At 58.1% G+C, this 24061-nt stretch carries 25 protein-coding genes and 1 other RNA gene; 18 read left to right on the top strand and 8 right to left on the bottom strand.

Going from position 1 to position 24061, the window contains the following annotated elements; all coding sequences use genetic code 11:
• The first annotated feature begins 117 nt into the window (after window positions 1-117).
• Entirely contained in the window at window positions 118-753 is a 636-nt protein-coding gene (argO, locus tag AB8804_RS15680; protein WP_371187733.1) for an arginine exporter ArgO, read from the top strand.
• A 91-nt stretch (window positions 754-844) separates the two neighbouring features.
• The gene (locus AB8804_RS15675) at window positions 845-1576 is read left to right on the top strand and encodes an oxidative stress defense protein (protein ID WP_371187778.1); all 732 of its coding nucleotides are present in this window, start codon (window positions 845-847) and stop codon (window positions 1574-1576) included.
• Window positions 1577-1620: 44 nt separating this feature from the next.
• On the opposite strand, the gene argP is transcribed toward AB8804_RS15675, so the two are convergent.
• Entirely contained in the window at window positions 1621-2514 is an 894-nt protein-coding gene (gene argP, locus AB8804_RS15670) for a DNA-binding transcriptional regulator ArgP (RefSeq protein WP_112009805.1), read from the bottom strand.
• Between the two features lie 127 nt (window positions 2515-2641).
• Here argP and rpiA point away from each other — a divergent pair, with 127 nt between their 5' ends.
• Both rpiA and serA read left to right on the top strand, forming a co-directional pair.
• A complete protein-coding gene (rpiA, locus tag AB8804_RS15665; RefSeq protein ID WP_047355196.1) occupies window positions 2642-3301 on the top strand; it encodes a ribose-5-phosphate isomerase RpiA in 660 nt (219 codons plus the stop codon).
• Window positions 3302-3567: 266 nt separating this feature from the next.
• Complete coding sequence (serA, locus tag AB8804_RS15660; protein ID WP_371187730.1) at window positions 3568-4800, top strand: phosphoglycerate dehydrogenase; 1233 nt, start codon at window positions 3568-3570, stop codon at window positions 4798-4800.
• Between the two features lie 102 nt (window positions 4801-4902).
• On the opposite strand, the gene AB8804_RS15655 is transcribed toward serA, so the two are convergent.
• The 3 genes from AB8804_RS15655 to zapA form a co-directional block, all read right to left on the bottom strand.
• Window positions 4903-5499: a 5-formyltetrahydrofolate cyclo-ligase gene (locus tag AB8804_RS15655; protein ID WP_371187728.1), complete on the bottom strand. Its 597-nt coding sequence runs from the start codon at window positions 5497-5499 to the stop codon at window positions 4903-4905.
• Between the two features lie 23 nt (window positions 5500-5522).
• A non-coding RNA gene (gene ssrS, locus AB8804_RS15650) (6S RNA) lies at window positions 5523-5706 on the bottom strand.
• Between the two features lie 41 nt (window positions 5707-5747).
• The gene (gene zapA / locus AB8804_RS15645; protein WP_006811891.1) at window positions 5748-6077 is read right to left on the bottom strand and encodes a cell division protein ZapA; all 330 of its coding nucleotides are present in this window, start codon (window positions 6075-6077) and stop codon (window positions 5748-5750) included.
• Between the two features lie 167 nt (window positions 6078-6244).
• On the opposite strand from zapA, the gene AB8804_RS15640 reads away from it, so the two are divergent.
• The 8 genes from AB8804_RS15640 to AB8804_RS15605 all read left to right on the top strand — a co-directional run bounded on the left by AB8804_RS15640 (window position 6245) and on the right by AB8804_RS15605 (window position 16220).
• Window positions 6245-6823 (top strand): YecA family protein, encoded by a 579-nt coding sequence (locus AB8804_RS15640; protein WP_371187723.1) that lies wholly within the window; start codon window positions 6245-6247, stop codon window positions 6821-6823.
• A 25-nt stretch (window positions 6824-6848) separates the two neighbouring features.
• Entirely contained in the window at window positions 6849-8168 is a 1320-nt protein-coding gene (gene pepP, locus AB8804_RS15635; protein WP_371187721.1) for a Xaa-Pro aminopeptidase, read from the top strand.
• Window positions 8165-9343: a 2-octaprenyl-6-methoxyphenyl hydroxylase gene (ubiH, locus tag AB8804_RS15630; protein ID WP_371187719.1), complete on the top strand. Its 1179-nt coding sequence runs from the start codon at window positions 8165-8167 to the stop codon at window positions 9341-9343. The genes pepP and ubiH overlap by 4 nt, the downstream gene beginning before the upstream one ends.
• 12 nt (window positions 9344-9355) lie before the next feature.
• Window positions 9356-10558 carry an FAD-dependent 2-octaprenylphenol hydroxylase gene (gene ubiI / locus AB8804_RS15625; RefSeq protein ID WP_371187717.1) on the top strand — a complete coding sequence of 401 codons (1203 nt, stop codon included), beginning with the start codon at window positions 9356-9358 and terminating at the stop codon, window positions 10556-10558.
• Window positions 10559-10955: 397 nt separating this feature from the next.
• Window positions 10956-12050 (top strand): glycine cleavage system aminomethyltransferase GcvT, encoded by a 1095-nt coding sequence (gene gcvT / locus AB8804_RS15620; RefSeq protein ID WP_371187715.1) that lies wholly within the window; start codon window positions 10956-10958, stop codon window positions 12048-12050.
• Window positions 12051-12073: 23 nt separating this feature from the next.
• The gene (gene gcvH, locus AB8804_RS15615; protein ID WP_006178383.1) at window positions 12074-12463 is read left to right on the top strand and encodes a glycine cleavage system protein GcvH; all 390 of its coding nucleotides are present in this window, start codon (window positions 12074-12076) and stop codon (window positions 12461-12463) included.
• Between the two features lie 69 nt (window positions 12464-12532).
• Complete coding sequence (gene gcvP / locus AB8804_RS15610; protein ID WP_371187713.1) at window positions 12533-15406, top strand: aminomethyl-transferring glycine dehydrogenase; 2874 nt, start codon at window positions 12533-12535, stop codon at window positions 15404-15406.
• A 70-nt stretch (window positions 15407-15476) separates the two neighbouring features.
• A complete protein-coding gene (locus AB8804_RS15605; RefSeq protein WP_371187711.1) occupies window positions 15477-16220 on the top strand; it encodes an SDR family oxidoreductase in 744 nt (247 codons plus the stop codon).
• Window positions 16221-16268: 48 nt separating this feature from the next.
• Here AB8804_RS15605 and AB8804_RS15600 read toward each other — a convergent pair whose 3' ends face one another.
• Window positions 16269-17702 (bottom strand): 6-phospho-beta-glucosidase, encoded by a 1434-nt coding sequence (locus AB8804_RS15600; protein WP_371187709.1) that lies wholly within the window; start codon window positions 17700-17702, stop codon window positions 16269-16271.
• A 115-nt stretch (window positions 17703-17817) separates the two neighbouring features.
• Complete coding sequence (locus AB8804_RS15595) at window positions 17818-18549, bottom strand: MurR/RpiR family transcriptional regulator (RefSeq protein ID WP_371187776.1); 732 nt, start codon at window positions 18547-18549, stop codon at window positions 17818-17820.
• A 50-nt stretch (window positions 18550-18599) separates the two neighbouring features.
• Between AB8804_RS15595 and yqfB the strand changes: the two genes are divergently transcribed.
• Window positions 18600-18911, top strand: a complete 312-nt coding sequence (gene yqfB / locus AB8804_RS15590) for a N(4)-acetylcytidine aminohydrolase (protein WP_371187707.1) — start codon at window positions 18600-18602, stop codon at window positions 18909-18911.
• Between the two features lie 163 nt (window positions 18912-19074).
• Entirely contained in the window at window positions 19075-19734 is a 660-nt protein-coding gene (locus AB8804_RS15585; protein WP_371187705.1) for a hemolysin III family protein, read from the top strand.
• Window positions 19735-19856: 122 nt separating this feature from the next.
• Here the strand turns inward: AB8804_RS15585 and ygfZ are convergent, their stop codons facing one another.
• Window positions 19857-20837: a tRNA-modifying protein YgfZ gene (gene ygfZ / locus AB8804_RS15580; RefSeq protein WP_371187703.1), complete on the bottom strand. Its 981-nt coding sequence runs from the start codon at window positions 20835-20837 to the stop codon at window positions 19857-19859.
• Between the two features lie 294 nt (window positions 20838-21131).
• On the opposite strand from ygfZ, the gene sdhE reads away from it, so the two are divergent.
• Complete coding sequence (gene sdhE, locus AB8804_RS15575; RefSeq protein ID WP_042716098.1) at window positions 21132-21398, top strand: FAD assembly factor SdhE; 267 nt, start codon at window positions 21132-21134, stop codon at window positions 21396-21398.
• Window positions 21379-21789, top strand: coding sequence for a protein YgfX (locus AB8804_RS15570; protein ID WP_371187700.1), 411 nt, complete (start codon window positions 21379-21381; stop codon window positions 21787-21789). The genes sdhE and AB8804_RS15570 overlap by 20 nt, the downstream gene beginning before the upstream one ends.
• A 7-nt stretch (window positions 21790-21796) precedes the next feature.
• Here the strand turns inward: AB8804_RS15570 and fldB are convergent, their stop codons facing one another.
• Window positions 21797-22318, bottom strand: coding sequence for a flavodoxin FldB (gene fldB / locus AB8804_RS15565; RefSeq protein WP_371187698.1), 522 nt, complete (start codon window positions 22316-22318; stop codon window positions 21797-21799).
• Between the two features lie 101 nt (window positions 22319-22419).
• Between fldB and xerD the strand changes: the two genes are divergently transcribed.
• Together xerD and dsbC are read left to right on the top strand one after the other, a co-directional pair.
• Complete coding sequence (gene xerD, locus AB8804_RS15560; protein ID WP_371187696.1) at window positions 22420-23316, top strand: site-specific tyrosine recombinase XerD; 897 nt, start codon at window positions 22420-22422, stop codon at window positions 23314-23316.
• Between the two features lie 28 nt (window positions 23317-23344).
• A complete protein-coding gene (gene dsbC, locus AB8804_RS15555) occupies window positions 23345-24058 on the top strand; it encodes a bifunctional protein-disulfide isomerase/oxidoreductase DsbC (protein ID WP_371187694.1) in 714 nt (237 codons plus the stop codon).
• Window positions 24059-24061 lie beyond the last annotated feature (3 nt).

Here is a 24061-nt window from a genome sequence, read left to right as displayed (position 1 = left end):
CGCTGCCGGGCTTTTTCTTCATAAGTTCTGCTAATCACCAATTAATATTATCCATTTCCTCTAATGTAATTCTCGACGTATAGTCTGCTCCAAAGACAATTCTGTGAGATTTACGTCATGTTCTCTTATTACCTTCAAGGGCTTGCCTTAGGGGCAGCCATGATCCTTCCACTTGGTCCGCAAAATGCGTTCGTGATGAACCAGGGCATTCGCCGCCAGTATCACCTGATGATTGCGCTGCTGTGCGCGGTAAGCGATCTGCTGCTGATTTGTGCCGGGATTTTCGGCGGCAGCGCGCTGCTGATGCAGTCTCCGTGGATGCTGGCGATCGTCACCTGGGGCGGCGTCGCGTTTCTGCTGTGGTATGGCTTCGGCGCGCTGAAAACGGCGATGAGCAATAACCTAGAGCTGGCAAACGCTGAGGTGATGAAGCAGGGGCGCTGGAAAATCATCGTTACTATGCTGGCGGTGACCTGGCTTAATCCGCACGTCTATCTTGATACGTTTGTGGTGCTGGGGAGCCTGGGCGGGCAGCTGGACGTGGAGCCAAAACGCTGGTTTGCGTTAGGCACCGTTAGCGCCTCTTTCCTGTGGTTCTTCGGTCTTGCGATTCTGGCGGCCTGGCTGGCACCGCGGCTGCGCACCGCGAAAGCGCAGCGCATCATTAACACGCTGGTAGGGCTGGTGATGTGGTTCATCGCCTTCCAGCTGGCAAAAGACGGGATCCAGCACGTTCAGGGATTATTCAACTAAGCGTTATCTTATGGACAACGAGACAAGACGCGCTAAGCTTGCTGGCATGCGCCCTGTTTGTGGGCACTCTTCGCAACATGGAGGAATGACAGTGAAGTTTAAAGTGATGGCCCTGGCGGCATTAGTCGGTTTTGGTGCAATGTCGGTTCAGGCGAGCGAACTGCCTGACGGCCCGCACATCGTCACTTCAGGCACGGCAAGCGTGGATGCGGTTCCGGACGTGGCAACCCTGGCAATTGAAGTTAACGTTGCCGCGAAAGATGCTGCCTCAGCGAAGAAGCAGGCTGACGATCGCGTTGCGCAATATCTCTCTTTCCTGGAACAGAACGGCGTAGCGAAAAAAGACATTAACTCCGCGAACCTGCGTACCCAGCCGGATTACGATTACCAGAACGGTAAAAGCATTCTGAAAGGCTATCGCGCGGTGCGTACCGTTGAAGTGACCTTGCGCCAGCTCGATAAGCTGAACTCGCTGCTGGACGGAGCGCTGAAGGCCGGTCTGAACGAAATTCGTTCCGTCTCGCTGGGCGTTGCGCAACCGGAGAAATACAAAGACGAAGCGCGTAAAGCGGCGATTAACGATGCTATTCACCAGGCGGAACAGCTGGCATCCGGCTTTAAGAGCAAGCTCGGCCCGGTATACAGCGTGCGCTACCACGTCTCTAACTACCAGCCAAGCCCGATGGTTCGCATGATGAAGGCCGACGCGGCGCCGGTATCCGCTCAGGAAACGTACGAGCAGCCAACGATCCAGTTCGACGATCAGGTTGACGTGGTGTTCCAGCTTGAGCCAGTTGCAGCACAGCCGAAACCAGCACAATAACCAGTAGGCCGGGTAAGGCGTAGCCGCCACCCGGCTTTTTCTGATTAATCCTGCCTCAATACCTTATGCCCAAACGCCAGCAGCGCGTCGGTGACGTTGCGCATCATGCGGCTTTCCGGCGCAAAGCGGTGCCAGTACAGCATCCGGCGCTGATACAGCCCCGGCGTTAGGTCAATCAGCTCTCCGCTTTTCAACTCTTTCTCAATCTGCAGATGCGGGATCATGCAGCAGGTGGTGCCCTGGCGTGCGAGCTGCACGAAGGCTTCAGAAGAGTTGACGATATGGCACGGCACGCTGCCCGGCGGCAGGTCAAAGTTTTGCTGCAGGAAGGCCTGATGCATATCGTCCAGATGGTCGAACGCCACGGCAGGGGCTTTCAGCAGCGCGGCGCGGGTTACGCCGTTCGGGAAGTAGCGCTCGGCAAAGGCCTTTGAGCCGACGAACAGATAGTCCAGCGCGCCCAGCTGATCCACCAGGCAGCTTGGTAGCGCCTGCGGCTGAATACTCACCGCCCCGACCACTTCCCCCCGGCGCAGGCGCTCCTGGGTGCGGGTTTCGTCTTCAACCTGCAGGTTCAGGCGAATAGGGGAGTCGACCAGCACCGGCGCAAGCGCGGGCAGCAGCCAGGTTGCCAGACTGTCGGCGTTCACCGCCAGCGACAGCAGCAGCGGCGTAGAGCCGGTTTGCTCGTCGCCGAGCCATTCATCTTCTAGCAGTTCAACCTGACGCAGCAGGGCGAGAAGCTTTTGGCCCTGCTCCGTTGGGCGCGGCGGCACGGTACGCACCAGCAGCGGCTGTCCGAACATGTTTTCCAGTTGCTTAATACGCTGTGATACGGCGGATTGGGTGATGCACAGCTTCTGCGCAGCGCGTTCAAAACCGCGTTCGCGAATAACGGCATCAAGGGCCTGTAATGTTCTGTAATCCGGACGTTTCATTGCGGGTCAATACTCCTGAATTTTACTTATTCTGCACTATGACACAATTTTCCCTTCGTGACAGACGAAATCCACCCCCGGTGTTCTATAATGCGCCCTGAGTTTTCACACCACAGGCAGAACGATCATGACGCAGGATGAACTGAAAAAAGCAGTAGGATGGGCCGCTCTCCAGTACGTGCAGCCGGGAACGATTGTCGGTGTCGGCACCGGGTCGACGGCGGCGCACTTTATCGATGCCCTGGGCACGATGAAGGGGCAAATTGAGGGCGCGGTTTCCAGCTCTGATGCTTCCACGGAAAAGCTGAAAAGCCTTGGTATTACCGTTTTCGATCTGAACGAAGTTGACCGCCTCGGCATTTACGTTGACGGCGCGGACGAGATCAACGGCCATATGCAGATGATCAAGGGCGGCGGCGCGGCGCTGACGCGTGAAAAGATCATCGCCTCCGTTGCGGACAAGTTCATCTGCATCGCGGACGCTTCCAAGCAGGTCGACATTCTGGGTAATTTCCCGCTGCCGGTTGAAGTCATTCCCATGGCGCGCAGCGCGGTCGCACGCCAGCTGGTGAAGCTGGGCGGTCGTCCGGAATACCGTCAGGGCGTGGTGACGGACAACGGTAACGTGATCCTCGACGTTCACGGCCTCGAGATTCTGGACGCGGTCGCGCTGGAAAATGCGATCAACGGCATTCCGGGCGTCGTGACCGTGGGGCTATTCGCCAACCGCGGCGCGGACGTGGCGCTGATCGGCACCGCCGACGGCGTGAAAACCATCGTAAAATGATCTGACGGGGGGAGGCCTCCCCCCGCTAAAAAATTTTGAACCGCTAAATTTGGTGACTTGTGTCACGTTTTTCGGCCTCTTATGCCGATCCTGCCGCTTTCGTAAATTTCCACAGCATTTTCCTCTGCCATTTTGCTCTGTATGACTTTTCTTCAGAGTGCCGACGCAAACGTTCATATTGCTGCAATAGTTTTTTTTGATATGTTGGCTAGACCGGATTTCAATCCAGCACAACATCAGTTCAGATAAAAAAACAGGGTCGGTAAATGGCAAAGGTATCACTGGAGAAAGACAAGATTAAATTCCTGCTTGTAGAAGGCGTGCACCAGAAAGCAATCGATAGCCTTCGCGCGGCAGGTTACACCAACATCGAATTTCACAAAGGGGCGCTGGATACCGAAGAGCTGAAAGCGTCCATCCGTGATGCCCATTTTATCGGACTGCGATCCCGTACTCATCTGACCGAAGATGTCATCGCTGCGGCGGAAAAGCTGGTGGCTATCGGCTGTTTCTGCATCGGCACCAATCAGGTCGATCTGAATGCAGCCGCCAAACGCGGTATTCCGGTCTTCAACGCCCCGTTCTCCAACACCCGTTCCGTGGCGGAGCTGGTGATTGGCGAACTGCTGCTGCTGCTGCGCGGCATTCCTGAAGCCAACGCCAAAGCGCACCGCGGCGTGTGGAACAAGCTGGCGTCCGGCTCGTTCGAAGCGCGCGGCAAGAAGCTCGGGATCATCGGCTACGGCCATATCGGCACGCAGCTGGGCATTCTGGCTGAATCGCTGGGGATGCACGTCTTCTTCTACGATATCGAAAGCAAGCTGCCGCTGGGCAACGCCACGCAGGTTCAGCATCTTTCCGATCTCCTGAACATGAGCGACGTGGTGAGCCTGCACGTGCCGGAAAACGCCTCGACCAAGAACATGATGGGGGCGGAAGAGCTTGCCCTCATGAAGCCGGGCTCGCTGCTGATCAACGCCGCGCGCGGTACGGTGGTGGACATTCCTGCCCTGTGCGACGCGCTGAAGCGTAAGCATCTGGCGGGCGCGGCCATCGACGTCTTCCCGACGGAGCCGGCAACCAACAGCGATCCGTTTACCTCTCCGCTGTGCGAGTTCGACAACGTGATCCTGACGCCGCACATCGGCGGCTCGACGCAGGAAGCGCAGGAGAACATCGGGCTGGAAGTGGCGGGCAAGCTGAGCAAATACTCCGATAACGGTTCGACGCTCTCGGCGGTGAACTTCCCGGAGGTTTCGCTGCCGCTGCACGGTGGTCGTCGCCTGCTGCACATTCACGAAAACCGCCCGGGCGTGCTGACCGCCATCAACCAGATCTTTGCCGAGCAGAGCGTGAACATTGCCGCGCAGTATCTGCAAACCAACGCGCAGATGGGCTACGTGGTGATCGATATCGAAGCGGATGAAGATGTCGCCGAGAAGGCGCTGCAGAGCATGAAGGCGATTCCGGGAACGATCCGCGCGCGCCTGCTGTATTGATTAAGCGGTCTGTGGTGTCGGGTGGCGCTTACGCTTACCCGACCTACAAGGTTCGAGGATTTATGTAGGCCGGGTAAGGCGCAGCCGCCACCCGGCTTTTTTCTACCAGAGCCAGATTTTGCCTGGCGTCACCACCGCTGGCAGCGGCACATCCCATTTCTCAACCGGTAACGCCTCCACGCCCTGACAATCGTGCGCATACCCCACCGGATGCAGCCCATGCTGCTGCCAGTTTTGCAGCGTCCTGTCATAGAAACCGCCGCCCATTCCCAGGCGCTGGCCCTGTTCGTCAAACGCCACCAGCGGTGTAATCAGCACGTCCAGCTCGGAAAGCGGCAGCACGTCGCGCACGTCGAGCTTAGGCTCGGTGATTTTCAGACGATTCACCACCAGCTCGCTGTGCGGGTGGTAGTGCAGAAACAGCAAATTCCCCGCGCTAAACGGATGCAAAACGGGAAGATAGACTTTTTTCCCCGCCCGCCACAGCTGCTCGATAAGCGGCTGGGTGTCCAGTTCGCCGTCAAACGAGAGAAAAAGTGCAACCGTGTGGGCCATCACGACGGGCGGATACGCCATCATGCGGGCGGCGGCCTGCTGGGCAAATTGGGTTTGCTGTTCGGGAGTTAATGCGCGACGGCGCTGACGAATAAGCTGGCGGATTTCCTGGCGCGAGTGAGAAACTTCAGGGAGTTGAGTCATGATCGTTGGTAGAGAAGAAAGAGGGAATCTCCGAGATGCCGCCGCAGGCTGTAACCCTTGAACCCTTGGTTCAAGGTGAATGTGTCGTCATAGTTTTAAGGCTTCTCGGACGAACCGAGCATGCTCACCAACCATGGAGCGCCACATTCTTGTGGTATGAAATATCGGCTCAGGGGACTGGCCCGCTTGCAAACATCTCAGAGAAATTTTGTCTTCACAGTTACTCTACCATAGACAACTGCGAAGTGTTATTCAAACTTTGGTCCCGGTCTTTCGGGATTGCGACCTTGATCAAGCAACGCCTGTTCAATGGTCTGCTGGAGCATTTTAATGCGCTGCTCCATGCTTGCCGCGTAGTCGCGGGTCTTCGCTTTTTCCTGAGTCAGTTCATAGCTGATGTTCAACGCGGCGATGAAAACCAGCTGCTCAGTATTTGTGACTCTAGTGCGTTCTTTTAGATCTTGCAACCGCTGATTCAAATCGTCCGCAGCCTGATTCAGGGCATCCCTTTGTTCAGGTGGACAATTCACTCGCAGTGAACGGCCAAAAATCTGGAGATCGACGGGTTGTGCAGACATGCCACCTTCCTGCTGATTGACTGCGCGGCCTTCGCTTACTGCCCCGGGGGCTGCGAAGGGGCGACACTATAGCTACCCTGATGTGAAGATACAAGCCCTTTTCTGGTATCACCAGGGTCCAAAGTGGTAGCATATCATGAATCTTCCCCCTTTGATGACGAATGCTCATGTCTATACAGAACGAAATGCCTGGTTACAAGGATTTAAACCAGTTACTGAACCAGCAGGGAGTCGGTTTAACCCCCGCTGAAATGCACGGTCTGATCAGTGGCATGCTGTGCGGTGGAAACGGCGATAGCTCCTGGCAGCCGCTGATCCACGACCTCACCAACGAGGGGCTGGCGTTTGGTCACGAGCTGGCGGAAGCGCTGAGAAAAATGCACGCGGCAATCAGCGATTCGCTGGAAGACGATGGCTTCCTTTTTCAGCTTTATCTGCCTGAAGGCGACGACGTCAGCGTCTTCGATCGCGCCGATGCGCTTGCGGGCTGGGTAAACCACTATCTGCTGGGCCTGGGCGTTACTCAGCCTAAGCTTGATAAGGTGACCGGCGAAGCGGGCGAAGCGATCGACGACCTGCGCAACATCGCGCAGCTTGGCTACGACGAAGACGAAGATCAGGAAGAGCTGGAGATGTCGCTCGAAGAGATCATCGAGTACGTCCGCGTGGCGTCCCTGCTGTGCCACGACAACTTTACGCGCGCGCAGCCTACCGCGCCGGAAGTCCGCAAGCCGACCTTACATTAAGAACAAGAACGCACAGGAGGGTGTCATGGTTATCTCAAATCACGAGTATTCGCGCCGTCGCCAGGCGCTGCTGGCGCAAATGCAGCCGGGCAGCGCCGCGCTGATTTTTGCCGCGCCGGAAGTCACGCGCAGCGCCGACAGCGAATACCCCTATCGCCAGAGCAGCGATTTCTGGTACTTCACCGGCTTCAACGAGCCGGAGGCGGTGCTGGTCCTGATTAAGAGCAACGACACCCACAACCACAGCGTTATCTTCAACCGCGTGCGCGACCTGACGGCCGAGATCTGGTTCGGCCGCCGCCTCGGGCAAGAGGCGGCCCCGGCGAAGCTTGGCGTTGACCGTGCGCTGGCGTTCAGCGAAATCAACCAGCAGCTCTATCAGCTGCTTAACGGTCTGGACGTGCTTTACCACGCTCAGGGCGAGTACGCGTATGCCGACGAGATCGTCTTCAACGCGCTCGACAAGCTGCGTAAAGGCTCGCGGCAGAATCTATCCGCCCCGGCCACGCTGACGGACTGGCGTCCGATGGTGCACGAGATGCGCCTGTTCAAGTCTGAAGAAGAGCTGAACGTGCTGCGCCGGGCCGGAGAGATCAGCGCGCTGGCGCATACCCGCGCGATGGAAAAGTGCCGCCCGGGGATGTTCGAATATCAGCTCGAAGGCGAAATTCAACACGAGTTTAACCGCCACGGCGCGCGCTTCCCTTCCTACAACACCATCGTTGGCGGCGGCGAAAACGGCTGCATTCTGCACTACACCGAAAACGAAAGCGCGCTGCGCGAGGGCGACCTGGTGCTGATTGACGCAGGCTGTGAATACCAGGGCTACGCGGGTGACATTACCCGCACCTTCCCGGTGAACGGCAAATTCACTCCGGCACAGCGCGCGGTGTATGACATCGTGCTCGAGTCGCTGGAAACGGCACTCAAGCTCTACCGTCCGGGCACCTCGATTCAGGAAGTGACCGGTGAAGTCGTGCGCATCATGATTACCGGCCTGGTGAAGCTCGGCATTCTGAAGGGCGACGTGGATACGCTGATTACCGAAAACGCCCACCGCCCGTACTTTATGCACGGCCTGAGCCACTGGCTGGGGCTGGACGTGCACGACGTGGGTGCCTATGGCCCCGATCGTTCACGCGTGCTGGAGCCGGGCATGGTGTTGACCGTCGAGCCGGGGCTGTACATTGCGCCGGACGCAGACGTCCCGCCGGAGTTCCGCGGCATTGGCATTCGCATCGAGGACGACATCGTCATCACCGAATCGGGTAACGAAAACCTGACCGCGGGCGTCGTCAAGAAAGCGGACGACATCGAGGCGCTGATGGCGGCGGCGCGCGTATGAGCGTGATCATTGTTGGCGGCGGCATGACCGGCGCCACGCTGGCGCTGGCGATTTCGCAGCTGACGAACGGCCAGCTTCCGGTGCATCTGGTGGAGGCCGTTGCGCCTCAGGCCGCCGATCACCCTGGCTTTGACGCCCGCGCCATCGCCCTGGCGCAGGGAGCCTGCCAGCACCTCGCGCGCATTGGCATCTGGCAGGCGATTGCGGATCGCGCGACGGCGATTAATACCGTCCACGTCAGCGATCGCGGGCACGCGGGGTTTGTCACCCTGAATGCCCATGACTACCGCATTGACGCATTGGGGCAGGTTGTTGAGCTGCACGACGTCGGCCTGCGCCTGTTCCGCCTGCTGCAGGATGCCCCGGGCGTTACGCTGCACTGCCCGACGCGCGTCGCCAGCTTCAGCCGCAGCGAAGGCGCGGTCAACGTGACGCTGGAGAATGGCACCGTCCTTGAGGGGCAGCTTCTGGTTGCCGCGGACGGTTCGCGCTCTGCCATCGGCACGCAGTGCGGCGTAGCGTGGCAGCAGCAGCCGTACGGCCAGGTTGCCGTTATTGCCAACGTCTCAACGGCGCAGGCGCACGGCGGCAGGGCCTTCGAGCGCTTTACGCAGCACGGTCCGCTGGCGATGCTGCCGATGTCGGACGGGCGCTGCTCGCTGGTCTGGTGCCACGCGCAGGATAAAGCCGACGAGGTGAAGTCCTGGTCCGACGAACGTTTTTGTGCCGAGCTGCAGCGCGCCTTTGGCTGGCGGCTCGGCCGTATCACCCATGCGGGCAAGCGCGCGGTCTATCCGCTGTCGCTGACCACCGCATCGCAGTGCATCTCCCATCGCGTGGCGCTGGTCGGCAACGCGGCGCAGACCCTGCATCCGATTGCAGGGCAGGGCTTCAACCTTGGCCTGCGCGACGTCATGAGCCTGGCGGAAACGCTGGCGCAGGCGTGGAGCGAGCAAAAAGACTGTGGCGAATACGCGGTGCTGAGTCATTATCAGAAGCGCCGTCAGGCCGACAAAGAGGCGACGATCGGCGTGACCGATGGTTTAGTCCATCTGTTTGCCAACCGCTGGGCGCCGCTGGTGGCGGGCCGCAACCTCGGGCTGGTGGCGATGGAATTATTCATTCCGGCACGTGACGTGCTGGCGCAGCGGACCCTTGGCTGGGTCGCGCGTTAAGGAGTTATCACCGTGCAAAATGTTGATGTCGCTATTGTAGGTGGCGGAATGGTCGGGCTGGCGCTGGCCTGCGGATTACAGGGCAGCGGCCTGCGCGTGGCCGTGCTGGAGCAAAAGCTGCCCCAGCCCGTCGCGCAGGATGCGCCGCCGGAGCTTCGCGTATCGGCGATTAACGCGGCCAGCGAAAAGCTGCTGACGCGCCTTGGCGTCTGGTCAGATATCGTCGCCCAGCGCGCCAGCTGCTACCACGGGATGGAAGTGTGGGATAAAGACAGCTTTGGCCACATTGCGTTTGATGATGAAAGCATGGGGTACAGCCACCTGGGCCACATCATTGAAAACGCGGTGATTCACCACGCGCTGTGGCAAAAAGCGCAGGCCTGCAGCGACGTGACGCTGATGGCGCCCGCGCAGATCCAGCAGGTGGCCTGGGGCGAAAACGAGGCGTTTATTACCCTGCAAAGCGGCGACATGCTCACCGCGCGTCTGGTGGTGGGCGCTGACGGCGCAAACTCCTGGCTGCGTAGCAAGGCGGATATTCCGCTGACGCACTGGGACTATCGCCATCATGCGATGGTCGCCACCATCCGCACCGCCGAGCCGCACGGCGGCGTCGCGCGCCAGATTTTCCACAACGACGGCATTCTGGCCTTCCTGCCGCTCAGCGATCCGCACCTGTGCTCGATCGTCTGGTCGCTGGTGCCGGAAAAAGCGCAGCAGATGCAGAACGCGACGCCGGAAGCCTTTAATCAGGCGCTTTGCGTGGCCTTTGATAACCGCCTTGGCCTGTGTAAGCTGGAGAGCGAGCGTCAGGTGTTCCCGCTGACCGGCCGCTACGCGCGCCAGTTCGCGGCCCACCGCCTGGCGCTGGTCGGCGATGCGGCGCATACCATTCATCCGCTGGCCGGACAGGGCGTGAACCTCGGCTTTATGGACGCGGCCGAGCTGGTGGAAGAGCTGCGTCGCCTGCACCGCGAAGGGAAGGACATTGGCCAGCACTTGTACCTGCGACGCTACGAGCGCAGCCGCAAGCACAGCGCGGCGATGATGCTGGCGGGCATGCAGGGCTTCCGCGAGCTGTTTGCCGGGGCCAATCCGGCGAAAAAACTGCTGCGCGATATCGGCCTGAAGCTTGCCGATACGCTTCCCGGCGTCAAGCCTCAGCTTCTCCGCCAGGCGATGGGTCTTAACGATCTGCCGGACTGGCTTAAATAATATTGACCCCCGTCACACTATAATTTCCCGGCCTCGGCGCCGGGGAAATACCCTCATTTGAAATAATCTAATTTCACCCATTTTTTCGCATTAGATAATCTAATCTCACCTTTTTTTCATGACGGAAATCTGGCCCATTTTTCCGCATGAAATATCACCCTGTGCTGAATACTGTTAGATCAATGTTAATTTTGTGCGGGCTTAATCGCATTTTTCCAGTGAATAACTCTGTAGGCTTTTTAGCGTTTTTTAGTCATAAGCTAATGTGATGACCCACTTTACCTTATGGTTTACCGCCAGCTTCGGTGGTAAGTTCAGGTAAAAGAGAACGTTTGCGTCGGCGCCTGATACGGGGCCGATACCGGGTTTCACGGTGGAATTTTTCAACGAGGAAAAGATGGCTCAACAGACTCCTTTGTACGAACAGCACGTGTTGTGCGGCGCCCGCATGGTGGACTTCCACGGCTGGATGATGCCGCTGCACTACGGCTCGCAGATTGATGAGCACCACGCGGTGCGCACCGATGCCGGTATGTTCGACGTGTCCCACATGACCATTGTCGATCTGCGCGGTAGCCGCACCCGGGAGTTTCTGCGTTATCTGCTGGCAAACGACGTTGCGAAGCTCAAGACGCCGGGCAAAGCGCTTTATACCGGCATGCTGAATGCCTCGGGCGGCGTGATTGATGACCTTATCGTCTACTACTTCTCCGAAGATTTCTTCCGCCTCGTTGTTAACTCCGCCACCCGCGAAAAAGACCTCTCCTGGATCACCCAACACGCCGAACCTTACGCCATCGACATCACCGTCCGCGATGACCTGTCGCTGATCGCCGTGCAGGGGCCGAACGCGCAGGCGAAAGCCGCCTCTCTGTTCAGCGACGAGCAGCGCAAAGCAACCGAAGGCATGAAGCCGTTCTTCGGCGTGCAGTCGGGCGACCTGTTTATCGCCACCACCGGCTACACCGGTGAAGCGGGCTATGAAATTGCGATGCCGAACGAGAAGGCCGCCGATTTCTGGCGCGCGCTGGTGGAAGCGGGCGTGAAGCCAGCCGGACTGGGCGCGCGCGATACGCTGCGCCTCGAAGCGGGAATGAACCTCTACGGCCAGGAGATGGACGAAGGCGTCTCTCCGCTGGCCGCCAACATGGGCTGGACCATTGCGTGGGAACCGGCCGACCGTGACTTCATCGGGCGCGAAGCGCTGGAAATGCAGCGTGAAAAAGGGACCGAACAGCTGGTTGGCCTGGTGATGAAGGAAAAAGGCGTTCTGCGCGGCGAGCTGCCGGTACGCTTTACCGATGCCGACGGCAACCACCGCGAAGGCGTCATCACCAGCGGCACCTTCTCTCCGACGCTCGGCTACAGCATCGCCCTGGCGCGCGTCCCGGCGGGCATTGGCGAAACGGCGGTGGTGCAGATCCGCAACCGTGAAATGCCGGTCAACGTCACTAAACCGATTTTTGTTCGCGCCGGTAAGCCGGTCGCCTAATCATTTTTATCAGGAGAACTTCAATGAGCAATGTGCCAGCAGAACTGAAATACAGCAAAGAACACGAGTGGCTGCGCAAAGAGGCGGACGGCACTTACACCGTAGGGATCACCGAGCACGCGCAGGAGCTGCTGGGCGACATGGTGTTTGTCGACCTGCCTGACGTGGGCACCACCGTGAGCGCGGGCGACGACTGCGCGGTAGCGGAGTCCGTCAAAGCGGCTTCTGATATCTACGCCCCGGTAAGCGGCGAAATCGTTGCCGTGAACGACGCGCTGAGCGACTCCCCGGAGCTGGTAAACAGCGAACCGTATGAAGGCGGCTGGATCTTTAAGATCAAAGCCAGCGACGAAGCGCAGGTTGCCGCGCTGCTGGATGCGACCGCGTACGAAGCCTTACTGGAAGACGAATAAGCCTTTACCCTCTCCCCTACGGGGAGAGGGAGAAAAAACATTCACTGCACGTTTCAGGAACCATCGCTCATGACACAGACTTTAAGCCAGCTTGAAAACCGTGGCGCCTTCATTGAACGTCACATCGGGCCGGACGCTCAGCAACAGCAGGAGATGCTGAAAACGGTTGGCGCGGATTCATTAAGCGCACTGATCGGCCAGATCGTGCCGAAGGACATCCAGCTTGCCACGCCGCCTCAGGTTGGCGATTCCGCCACCGAGTTCGCCGCGCTGGCGGAACTCAAGGCGATTGCCGGCCTCAACAAGCGCTATAAGTCTTACATTGGCATGGGCTACACCAACGTGCAGCTGCCGCCGGTTATCCTGCGTAACATGCTGGAAAATCCGGGCTGGTACACCGCCTACACCCCTTATCAGCCGGAAGTGTCCCAGGGCCGCCTGGAAGCGCTGCTGAACTTCCAGCAGGTAACGCTGGACCTGACCGGCATGGATATCGCCTCCGCTTCCCTGCTGGATGAGGCGACCGCCGCTGCCGAAGCGATGGCGATGGCCAAACGCGTCAGCAAGCTGAAAAACGCCAACCGCTTCTTTGTGGCCGCGGACGTCCATCCGCAAACGCTGGACGTGGTGCGCACCCGCGCGCAAACCTTTGGCTTTGACGTGATTGTTGACGACGCGGACAAAGTGCTCGATCACCAGGACGTCTTCGGCGTGCTGCTGCAGCAGGTTGGCACAACGGGCGAAGTACACGATTACAGCGCGCTGATCGCCGAGCTGAAAAACCGCAAAGTTATCGTCAGCGTTGCCGCCGATTTTATGGCGCTGGTGCTGCTGACCGCGCCGGGCAAACAGGGCGCGGACATTGTGTTCGGCTCTGCCCAGCGCTTCGGCGTGCCGATGGGCTACGGCGGCCCGCACGCGGCGTTCTTCGGCGCGAAAGACGAATTCAAACGCTCCATGCCTGGCCGCATTATCGGCGTATCGAAAGATGCCGCCGGTAACACCGCCCTGCGCATGGCGATGCAGACCCGCGAGCAGCACATCCGCCGCGAGAAAGCGAACTCCAACATCTGTACTTCACAGGTGCTGCTGGCGAACATCGCCAGCCTGTACGCCGTGTTCCACGGTCCGGCTGGCCTGAAGCGCATCGCCAGCCGCATTCACCGCCTGGCCGACATTCTGGCCTGCGGCCTGCAGCAGAAAGGCCTCAAGCTGCGTCATGAGCACTACTTCGACACCCTGTGCGTGGAAGTGGCCGACAAGGCGGCCGTGCTGGCGCGCGCCGACGCGGCGGAAATCAACCTGCGCAGCGACATCCACAACGCCGTCGGCATCACGCTGGATGAAAGCACCACCCGTGACGACGTGGTGAACCTGTTCAATGTGCTGCTGGGCGACGACCACGGTCTGGACGTTGACGCGCTGGACAAAGAGGTGGCGCACGACAGCCGCTCGATTCAGGAGAGCATGCTGCGCAACGACGCGATCCTGACGCACCCGGTCTTCAACCGCTACCACAGCGAAACCGAGATGATGCGCTACATGCACTCTCTGGAGCGCAAGGATCTGGCGCTGAACCAGGCGATGATCCCGCTCGGCTCCTGCACCATGAAGCTGAACGCCGCGGCGGAGATGATCCCGATTACCTGGCCTGAATTTTCCGAGCTGCACCCGTTCTGCCCGCCGGAGCAGGCGGAAGGTTATCACCTGATGATCAACCAGCTTTCCGACTGGCTGGTGAAGCTGACGGGCTACGACGCGCTCTGCATGCAGCCGAACTCCGGCGCGCAGGGTGAATACGCGGGCCTGTTGGCGATCCGTCACTATCACGAAAGCCGCAACGAAGGGCATCGCGATATCTGCCTGATCCCAAGCTCCGCGCACGGCACTAACCCGGCGTCTGCCCAGATGGCGGGCATGGACGTGGTGGTGGTGGCGTGCGATAAGAACGGCAACATCGACCTCGCCGACCTGCGTGCGAAAGCCGAGCAGGCGGGCGACAAGCTCTCCTGCATCATGGTGACCTACCCGTCTACCCACGGCGTGTACGAAGAGACCATTCGTGAAGTGTGCGAAGTGGTGCATCAGTTCGGCGGCCAGGTTTACCTCGACGGCGCGAACATGAACGCCCAGGTGGGCATCACCTCGCCGGGCTTTATCGGCGCGGACGTCTCGCACCTGAACCTGCATAAAACCTTCTGCATTCCGCACGGCGGCGGCGGCCCGGGCATGGGCCCAATCGGCGTGAAGGCACACCTGGCGCCGTTCGTGCCGGGCCACAGCGTGGTGCAAATTGAAGGCATGCTGACCCGTCAGGGCGCGGTCTCTGCGGCACCGTTCGGCAGCGCCTCCATTCTGCCAATCAGCTGGATGTACATCCGCATGATGGGCGCGGAAGGGCTGAAGCAGGCAAGCCAGGTGGCGATCCTCAACGCCAACTACATCGCAACGCGCCTGAAAGACGCGTTCCCGGTGCTCTACACCGGCCGCGACGGCCGCGTGGCGCATGAGTGCATCCTCGATATCCGTCCGCTGAAGGAAGAGACGGGGATTAGCGAGCTGGACATTGCCAAGCGCCTTATCGACTACGGCTTCCACGCGCCAACCATGTCGTTCCCGGTGGCGGGCACGCTGATGGTTGAGCCAACCGAGTCGGAAAGCAAGGTGGAGCTGGACCGCTTTATCGACGCCATGCTGGCGATCCGTAGCGAAATCGACCGCGTGAAGGGCGGCGAGTGGACGCTGGAAGATAACCCGCTAGTCAACGCCCCGCACACGCAGAACGAGCTGGTGGCCGAGTGGAACCACGGTTACACCCGCGAACTGGCGGTCTTCCCGGCGGGCGTGGCGAACAAATACTGGCCGACCGTGAAGCGTCTCGACGACGTGTACGGCGACCGTAACCTGTTCTGCTCCTGCGTGCCGATGAGCGAATACCAGTAATTATTTTGCTGTAGTAACGTAGGCCGGGTAAGGCGAAGCCGCCACCCGGCTTTTTTATTGGGAGAAGACAATGGCAATTGCACTGGTCACCGGCGCCAGCCGCGGAATTGGTAAAGCCACCGCGCTACAGCTGGCAAGCGAAGGTTATACCGTGGCGGTGAATTTTCATCACAACATCAAGGCCGCGACGGACGTCATTAATCAGATCGTGGACGCGGGCGGTAAAGCCTTTGCCGTGCGCGCGGATATTAGCGATGAGGCGCAGGTAATGGCGATGTTCGACAGCATCGATCGCGAAGGCGAGCCGCTCGCCGCGCTGGTGAATAACGCCGGTATTTTGTTTGAGCAATCCACCATCGAGAACCTGTCGGCCGAGCGCATCAACCACGTCTTGTCCACCAACGTAACGGGCTATTTCCTCTGCTGCCGCGAAGCGGTCAAGCGCATGTCGCACAAGCACGGCGGCAAGGGTGGGGCGATCGTGAACGTCTCGTCCGCCGCGTCGCGCCTGGGCGCACCGGGAGAATACGTGGATTACGCGGCCTCGAAAGGCGCGGTAGATTCACTCACGACCGGGCTCGCGCTGGAGGTGGCCGCGCAGGGAATACGCGTGAACTGCGTCCGTCCGGGGCTTATTTATACCGATATTCATGCGTCGGGAGGTGAACCGAATCGCGTGGACAGGGTTAAGTCGATGCTGCCGATGCAGCGTGGCGGCCAGCCGGAAGAGGTTGCGCAGGCTATCGTCTGGCTGCTGAGCGAGAAGGCGTCGTACGTGACGGGGAGTTTTATCGAGCTTGCGGGCGGGAAATAAACTCCTCACCCTAACCCTCTCCCCAAAGGGGAGAGGGGATAAATCGTATTACAGCGCCTCGCCGTTGCTGGCGATCACGGTTTTGTACCACTCAAAACTCTTCTTCCGCGAACGCGACATATCGCCGGTGCCGTCGTCGTGCTTATTCACGTAGATGAAGCCGTAGCGCTTGCTGTACTGGCCGGTGGTGAACGACACGCAGTCGATGCAGCCCCACGGCGTGTAGCCCATCAGATCCACGCCGTCATAGGTTACCGCCTTCATCATCTCTTCCACGTGGGCGCGCAGGTAGTCGATGCGGTAGTCATCGTTGATGCTGCCGTCTTCTTCCACTTTGTCGTAGGCGCCAAAACCGTTTTCGACGATAAACAGCGGCTTCTGATAGCGCTCGTACAGCTCGCACAGGGAATAGCGCAGGCCTACCGGGTCGATCTGCCAGCCCCAGTCCGACGCCTTAACGTGCGGATTCGGCACGCTGCCCTCGAAGCCAGAAATCGCATCGCCGCTCCCGCCCTCGGCCTTCACCGCGTTAGTCATGTAGTAGCTAAAGCCCAGGTAGTCGCAGGTGCCCTCGCGCAGGATCTGCTCGTCGCCCGCTTCCATATTAATGGAGAAGCCGCGGCGCTCCCACTCGTTCAGCACGTACGACGGGTAGTAGCCGCGCAGCTGGACGTCGGTGAACACGTAGCGCTCGCGCATGGATTCCTGCGCGAACATCACGTCTTCCGGCTTGCAGGAGAACGGATAGAGCGCAACCATCGCCAGCATGCAGCCGACCTTCATGTCCGGGTTGATGCGGCGCGCGGCCTTCACCGCCAGCGCGCTGGCCACGAACTGGTGGTGCAGCACCTGGTACATCGTCTCTTCCGGGTTTTCATGCTCGGTGTAGACCACGCCGGAGCAGCAGTAGCCGAACAGCGGCGCGCGCCAGTTGCGCTGGTTATTGATTTCGTTGAAGGTCATCCAGTATTTGACCTTGTTTTTGTAACGCTCGAAGACCACTTCCGAGAAGCGCACGAAGAAATCGACCACTTTGCGGTTGGTCCAGCCGCCGTACTCCTGCACCAGGTGCAGCGGCATTTCGAAGTGGGAGAGGGTGATCACCGGCTCGATGTTGTACTTAAGCAGCTCATCGAACATGTCGTCGTAGAACTTCAGGCCTTCTTCATTCGGCTGGGTTTCGTCGCCTTTTGGAAAGATGCGGGTCCAGGCAATCGAGGTGCGGAAACACTTAAAGCCCATCTCGGCGAACAGTTTGATGTCTTCTTTGTAGTGGCCGTAGAAGTCGATGGCCTCGTGGTTCGGATAGTATTTGCCCTCAATCACTTCCTGCGTAATTTCACGCGGTACGCCGTGCGCGCCGCCGGTCAGCACGTCACAAATGCTGGGGCCTTTTCCGCCTTTGTTCCAGCCGCCTTCAACCTGGTGCGCCGCAACCGCGCCGCCCCATAAAAAGTCTTTTGGTAAGGTCAGTTTTTTCATCTTTGCTATTCTCATTAAAGGGCTAATGAGGTCGAGTCTAGCAAAGCGATATTAATTGTCACGATATAACAATTTGCGTGTAATGTGATTTGTCACATCAAAAAAACAGGGTGTTTTATTCCGCTAATTTCTTCGCCAGCTTGCGGCCGAGTGATTCCAGAATATAGATAACGGGAATTTGGGTGGTAATATCGTAAACGCCGCCGATACGCGTCTGGGGAACATGCCAGGAGAGATTAAAATCTGCCAGCTTCGCCAGCCGCGAGTGCTCGTGGCTGGTAATCGATAGCACCTTACAGTTGTGCAAGCTGAACTGGCTGGCAAAGCGCAGGATCTCTTCGGTTTCTCCGGATACGGAAAGCACAATCGCCAGCGCGTTTTTGGCCATGTCGTTGGTGACCGGAAAATAAGGATCGTCGATATGGTTGCTGAATTTTCCAATATTGGAAAAGAAGCGCGCGCCATATTTCGCCAGAGAGCCAGACGTGCCTGCGCCAACAAATATAATACGCTCGGAGGATAAAATAATATCCACTGCACTATCTAATAAACTATCAAACTCTTCATTGTTGACGCTTTTAAAAAAGCTGATAATTTCGCTGGCGCCAAAATTTGCCTGCTGTGGCTCGTTTTGTTCAAGATAGAGCTTAAAGCGCACGCGGAACTCAGAGTAGCCCTCACAGTTGAGCTTGCGGCAAAAGCGCAGGATAGTGGTTGTTGAGACGCCAGCCGCATCCGCCAGCTCGCGGATGGTCATATACATCACCTTGTCGCGGTTTTTGATGACAAAGTTGTAGACCATCATCTCCAGATTATTGAGGCTGGCAACGGCGGAATGGGAGAACATACTCACTATGGCTAAACTCACTCATCGGATTTCATTCAGGGAATAATACCATGCAGCCAAACGACATCACTTTTTTTCAGCGCTTTCAGGACGACATTCTGGCCGGGCGTAAAACCATCACCATCCGCGATGAAAGCGAATCCCACTTCAGGCGGGGCGACGTGCTGCGCGTCGGTCGCTACGAGGATGACGGCTACTTTTGCACGGTCGAAGTCCTGGGGACATCGACCGTGACTCTGGAAACGCTGACGGAAAAACACGCGGAGCAGGAGAACATGACGCTCGAGACGCTGAAAAGCGTTATCAGAGAAATCTATCCGAATCAGGACCAATTTTATGTGATTGATTTTAAATGCCTTTGACAAAATAGTGAAACAAGTGTGAGCTGAAATAAATGTGTAACTCTATGATTGTAAATTGAAAGTATCACATTGAATTTTATTTTAGCGAACATGTGTTCACTGGAATCATTCTCAGTTAGCATAGTCAGACGATGAATAATCATCTTTTTTCCTGGAGTTACATATGGTGAGTAAGCCATTACTTGCGCAGGGATATTCGCTGGCTGAGGAAGTCGCCAACAGTATTAGTCACGGCGTGGGCCTGGTGTTTGGTATTGTCGGCTTGGTGTTGCTGCTGGTGCAGGCGGTGGACACGAATGCCAGCGCGATGGCAATCGCCAGCTACAGCCTGTACGGCGGGAGCATGATCCTGCTGTTTCTGGCCTCGACGCTTTATCACGCCATTCCCCATCAGCGGGCCAAAACCTGGCTGAAAAAATTCGACCACTGCGCCATCTACCTTCTGATCGCGGGCACCTATACGCCGTTTCTGCTGGTGGGGTTAAACTCGCCGCTCTCGCGTGGCCTGATGATCGTGATCTGGAGCCTGGCGCTGCTGGGCATTCTGTTCAAATTGACCATCGCGCACCGGTTTAAGATCCTGTCGCTGGTGACCTATCTGACCATGGGCTGGCTGTCGCTGATTGTGGTGTATCAGCTGGCCATTAAGCTGGCGATTGGGGGCGTAACCCTGCTGGCGGTCGGCGGCGTGGTTTACTCACTGGGCGTAATTTTCTACGTCTGCAAGCGCATTCCCTATAACCACGCCATCTGGCACGGCTTCGTGCTGGGAGGAAGCGTCTGCCACTTCCTGGCCATTTATCTGTATGTGGGGCAGGTGTAGTTTATCCGCTGCGGCCTGGTATCCTCACCCCGGCGCTCTCCCACGGGAGAGGGAGCAAACATAAAAAACGGTAACCTTTCGGTTACCGTTTTGCATTTACCTCGCCACCGGGCGATACAGAGTCAATCTTCCAGTGAATACGGCAGCGGCTCGATGCTCAGCGTTTTCGCGTCATCGCGCACGCGGAAGACGCTGTCCGGTTCCATATCGTTATTCATGACGACCTGCACCAGCAGGCGGCCATCATCAAGCTGAACGGCAGCCAGCACGGTGCCGGTACGGCGCCAGTTCTCGCCCATCTTCAGCTCCAGATCTTCACCTGCTTCCGGCACACGGCTGGCGTGGCCCGCCAGCGTCCACAGCGCGCGCTTGTTTGCTCCGCGGAATTTCGCGCGCGCCACCATTTCCTGACCGGTATAGCAGCCTTTCTTAAAGCTGATGCCGCCCAGCGCCTGGATGTTGGTTGCCTGGGGAATAAACTGCTGGCTGTTCGCGGCGTCAATCACCGGCAGGCCGGCTTCAATGTTCAGCGCCAGCCACTGCTGGCTGTTATTGAGCTGCGCTTCACCGCGCAGCGCGTCGGTTACGCGCGCTGCGGTGGCTTCGTCCGTCACCAGCAGGAAACGCTCCGCCGGATGCTCAAACCACAGGATGGACGTCTCGCCTTCACTGACAAGCTGTTTTTGCGCATCCGGCAGTTCGGCGAAAAGATTTTTCAGCGCCGCGCGCGCCTGGAAGCCCGCCACGCCCAGCAGAACCCGCTCGTCGTTCGGGGCGATAGTCACTTTGGAGAAGACCGCGTATTTTTTCAGCTCGACGAGCTGAGCATCGCGCAGGCTGCGGCGTTCAATAAAGGCGAAACCGTCCTGCTGGCGGAACAAGCGCAGGTTGCTCCACATTTTGCCCTTCGGATCGCAGTGGGCGACCAGCAGATGTTGGTGTTCGGTAAGCTGGGCGACGTCGGCCGTCACCTGGCCCTGCAGGTATTTTTCGGCATCGGCACCGGTTACGGTCGCCAGCGCCCAGTCTTCAAGAGTGATAAGCGTCAGCGGCAGACGCGCGGAGGCGGCGGGCTGGCGAGGAGAAAATGGAGTAAAAGCCATAATGATGTCCTGAATTGCTTAACGCTTCGATAATGCCTAATGGTAAAAGAGACTGTCGCCATTGCAAGCGCTTTCAGCAGGCCATTCGTGCCATTGCGTTGTTCTGCGTAGCGCGGCGCAAAAAAGTGTAATCCGCTGTCTTTATGGGGATTATTCTGGAAGCCTGCTCGTGATTAGCAATATTCCAGTAAAGAAACGTTCAAAAACACGTTACACTAGCTACTGTTCCCGAAGAGAAATAACGAATAGCGAACGGGAACCCGACTGTGCCAAACGTAAAGCAGGAAACTGAACATGGATATTAACAACAAGGCCCGTATCCACTGGGCATGTCGCCGCGGCATGCGCGAACTTGATATTTCCATCATGCCTTTCTTTGAGCATGAGTACGACAGCCTGAGCGACGACGATAAGCGTCTGTTCGTGCGCCTGCTGGAGTCAGATGACCCTGATTTATTCAACTGGCTAATGAATCACGGCAAACCCGCCGACACCGAGTTGCAACGGATGGTGCAATTAATACAAACACGGAATCGGGAACGTGGTCCTGTGGCAATCTGATCTTCGCGTCTCGTGGCGCTCGCAGTGGATGTCATTATTGCTCCACGGCCTGGTCGCGGCCTTTGTTTTACTGATGCCGTGGCCGCTTAGCTATACGCCTTTGTGGCTGCTGCTGCTGTCGTTTGTGGTATTTGACAGCGTGCGCAGCCAGCGCCGGATTAACGCGCGCCAGGGGGAAATCAAACTGCTGATGGATTCGCGCCTGCGCTGGCAGGGGCAGGAGTGGAACATTATTGGTACGCCCTGGATGCTGAATGCCGGGATGATGCTGCGGCTGCGCAGGGTTGACGGCGGTCGTCGGCAGCACCTTTGGCTGGCGGCAGACAGTATGGATGCGGCAGAGTGGCGTGACCTGCGCCGGATGCTGTTACAACAGCCGACGCAGCAGTAAATGCGCGTTAGCTAAACTTTTCCGCCATCTCACCCAGAATTTGTTCGCACCAGTTTTGCAGGCGCTCGTCGCTGAGATCGTACTGGTTGGTTTCGTCCAGCGCGAGCCCGACAAACAGCTGACCGTCTGCGATAATCGGTTTTTTACTGGTGAACTCATAGCCTTCGGTCGGCCAGTAGCCGATAAATGCCGCGCCTTTTGGAGCCAGCTTGTCGTGCAGCATGCCAAGCGCGTTGAGGAACCACTCGCCGTAGCCGAGCTGGTCGCCCATGCCGTACATCGCAATGATTTTTCCGTCGAGGTTGAGCGAATCAAGCTGGTCCCAGATAGCCTCCCAGTCTTCCTGTATTTCACCGAAATCCCAGGTTGGGATGCCGAGGATCAGCACGTCGTACTGCTCCATCAGCGCGGGGGCGTCATCTTTCAGGTTATGCAGCGTCACCAGCTCCGGGCCGATGATGTCGCGAATTTTTTCCGCCGCCATTTCGGTGTAGCAGGTGCTGGAGCCGTAAAACAGACCAATATTCATCGCGTAACTATCTCAATTCTTGCGTAGACTATGTGCGTAGTGTACCAGAAACCGATGGCAATCAGGCATAATGGGCGGATTGCAGAATCAAAGGGGCTGATGTGGAAAAGGATCTCGCGCTCATCGAAGCGTTTCTCGACGCGCTCTGGCTGGAGAAAAACCTGGCCGCGAACACGCTCAGCGCCTATCGACGAGATCTCACCATGCTGGTGGAGTGGCTGGCGCACAAAGGGCTCAGCCTTGAGACCGCGCAACGCGACGATCTGCAGGCGCTCCTCGGCGAGCGTATGGAGGGCGGCTATAAGGCCACCAGCTCCGCGCGGCTGTTAAGCGCAATGCGTCGTCTGTTCCAGCATCTCTACCGCGAGAAGATCCGCGCGGACGATCCGAGCGCGCTGCTGGCCTCGCCAAAGCTCCCGCAGCGTTTGCCGAAAGATCTGAGCGAAGCACAAGTTGAGAGATTATTACAGTCACCCACTGTTGACCTGCCGCTGGAGTTACGCGATAAAGCCATGCTTGAGCTTTTATACGCCACCGGCTTGCGCGTATCCGAGCTTGTCGGCCTGACGATGAGCGACGTTAGCCTGCGCCAGGGCGTGGTCCGCGTCATCGGTAAAGGCAACAAAGAGCGGCTGGTGCCGCTGGGCGAAGAGGCGGTGTACTGGCTGGAAACGTATCTCGAGCACGGTCGTCCCTGGCTGCTGAACGGGGTATCGATTGACGTATTGTTCCCGAGCCAGCGCGCGCAGCAGATGACCCGACAGACCTTCTGGCACCGTATTAAGCATTACGCCACGCTGGCGGGTATCGACAGCGAGAAGCTTTCGCCGCACGTTTTGCGTCACGCTTTTGCGACGCATCTGCTAAACCACGGCGCTGACCTGCGCGTCGTGCAGATGCTGCTTGGACACAGCGATCTTTCAACAACGCAAATTTACACCCATGTCGCAACCGAACGCTTGCGGCAGCTACATCAACAGCACCACCCACGCGCGTGAGTGCCGACGAATCGTAACAGGATTAACTATGAAAAAGTCTTTAGCGCTGTTCACCCTGCTGGCAGCTTCATTTACCGGCTTTGCCCATGCTGACGATGCCGCGATTAAACAGTCGCTGACCAAGCTGGGCGTCACCAGCAGCGATATCCAGCCTGCGCCGGTTGCCGGGATGAAAACCGTGTTAACCAACAGCGGCGTGCTGTACGTGACCGAAGACGGTAAGCATATTATTCAGGGCCCAATGTACGACGTGAGCGGCGCGCAGCCGGTCAACGTGACGAACCAGCTGCTGATGAAAAACCTGAACGCGCTCGAAAAAGAGATGATTGTCTATAAAGCGCCGCAGGAAAAACACGTAATTACCGTTTTCACCGACATCACCTGCGGCTACTGCCACAAGCTGCATGAAGAGATGAAAGACTATAACGCACTGGGCATCACCGTGCGCTATCTGGCCTTCCCGCGCGCGGGCGTTAATAGCCAGCCAGAGCAGGACATGAAGGCTATCTGGTGTGCGAAAGATCGCAACCAGGCGTTCGACGATGCCATGAACGGCAAAGGCGTGAAGCCAGCCTCCTGTGATATCGACATTGCCAACCACTACGCGCTGGGCGTGCAGTTTGGCGTGAGCGGCACGCCTGCCATTGTGCTGAGCAACGGCTCCGTGGTGCCGGGCTATCAGGGACCGAAAGAGATGAAAGAGTTCCTCGACGCGCACCAGAAACAGCTTGGTGGTAAATAATCA

Source organism: Enterobacter sp. KBR-315C3_2022, from assembly GCF_041399425.1.
Taxonomy (GTDB): Bacteria; Pseudomonadota; Gammaproteobacteria; order Enterobacterales; family Enterobacteriaceae; genus Enterobacter.
The sequence above is the reverse complement of the archived record's forward strand: the minus strand, read 5'-3'. Positions and strand labels throughout refer to the sequence as shown.

Bases quoted from the DNA above. Each gene is read 5' to 3' on its own strand.
- argO (WP_371187733.1), top strand. From the start codon at position 118: ATGTTCTCTTATTACCTTCAAGGGCTTGCCTTAGGGGCAGCCATGATC.
- argP (WP_112009805.1), bottom strand. From the start codon at position 2,514: ATGAAACGTCCGGATTACAGAACATTACAGGCCCTTGATGCCGTTATT.
- rpiA (WP_047355196.1), top strand. From the start codon at position 2,642: ATGACGCAGGATGAACTGAAAAAAGCAGTAGGATGGGCCGCTCTCCAG.
- serA (WP_371187730.1), top strand. From the start codon at position 3,568: ATGGCAAAGGTATCACTGGAGAAAGACAAGATTAAATTCCTGCTTGTA.
- AB8804_RS15655 (WP_371187728.1), bottom strand. From the start codon at position 5,499: ATGACTCAACTCCCTGAAGTTTCTCACTCGCGCCAGGAAATCCGCCAG.
- zapA (WP_006811891.1), bottom strand. From the start codon at position 6,077: ATGTCTGCACAACCCGTCGATCTCCAGATTTTTGGCCGTTCACTGCGA.
- AB8804_RS15640 (WP_371187723.1), top strand. From the start codon at position 6,245: ATGTCTATACAGAACGAAATGCCTGGTTACAAGGATTTAAACCAGTTA.
- pepP (WP_371187721.1), top strand. From the start codon at position 6,849: ATGGTTATCTCAAATCACGAGTATTCGCGCCGTCGCCAGGCGCTGCTG.
- ubiH (WP_371187719.1), top strand. From the start codon at position 8,165: ATGAGCGTGATCATTGTTGGCGGCGGCATGACCGGCGCCACGCTGGCG.
- gcvT (WP_371187715.1), top strand. From the start codon at position 10,956: ATGGCTCAACAGACTCCTTTGTACGAACAGCACGTGTTGTGCGGCGCC.
- gcvH (WP_006178383.1), top strand. From the start codon at position 12,074: ATGAGCAATGTGCCAGCAGAACTGAAATACAGCAAAGAACACGAGTGG.
- gcvP (WP_371187713.1), top strand. From the start codon at position 12,533: ATGACACAGACTTTAAGCCAGCTTGAAAACCGTGGCGCCTTCATTGAA.
- AB8804_RS15605 (WP_371187711.1), top strand. From the start codon at position 15,477: ATGGCAATTGCACTGGTCACCGGCGCCAGCCGCGGAATTGGTAAAGCC.
- AB8804_RS15600 (WP_371187709.1), bottom strand. From the start codon at position 17,702: ATGAAAAAACTGACCTTACCAAAAGACTTTTTATGGGGCGGCGCGGTT.
- AB8804_RS15595 (WP_371187776.1), bottom strand. From the start codon at position 18,549: ATGTTCTCCCATTCCGCCGTTGCCAGCCTCAATAATCTGGAGATGATG.
- yqfB (WP_371187707.1), top strand. From the start codon at position 18,600: ATGCAGCCAAACGACATCACTTTTTTTCAGCGCTTTCAGGACGACATT.
- AB8804_RS15585 (WP_371187705.1), top strand. From the start codon at position 19,075: ATGGTGAGTAAGCCATTACTTGCGCAGGGATATTCGCTGGCTGAGGAA.
- ygfZ (WP_371187703.1), bottom strand. From the start codon at position 20,837: ATGGCTTTTACTCCATTTTCTCCTCGCCAGCCCGCCGCCTCCGCGCGT.
- sdhE (WP_042716098.1), top strand. From the start codon at position 21,132: ATGGATATTAACAACAAGGCCCGTATCCACTGGGCATGTCGCCGCGGC.
- fldB (WP_371187698.1), bottom strand. From the start codon at position 22,318: ATGAATATTGGTCTGTTTTACGGCTCCAGCACCTGCTACACCGAAATG.
- dsbC (WP_371187694.1), top strand. From the start codon at position 23,345: ATGAAAAAGTCTTTAGCGCTGTTCACCCTGCTGGCAGCTTCATTTACC.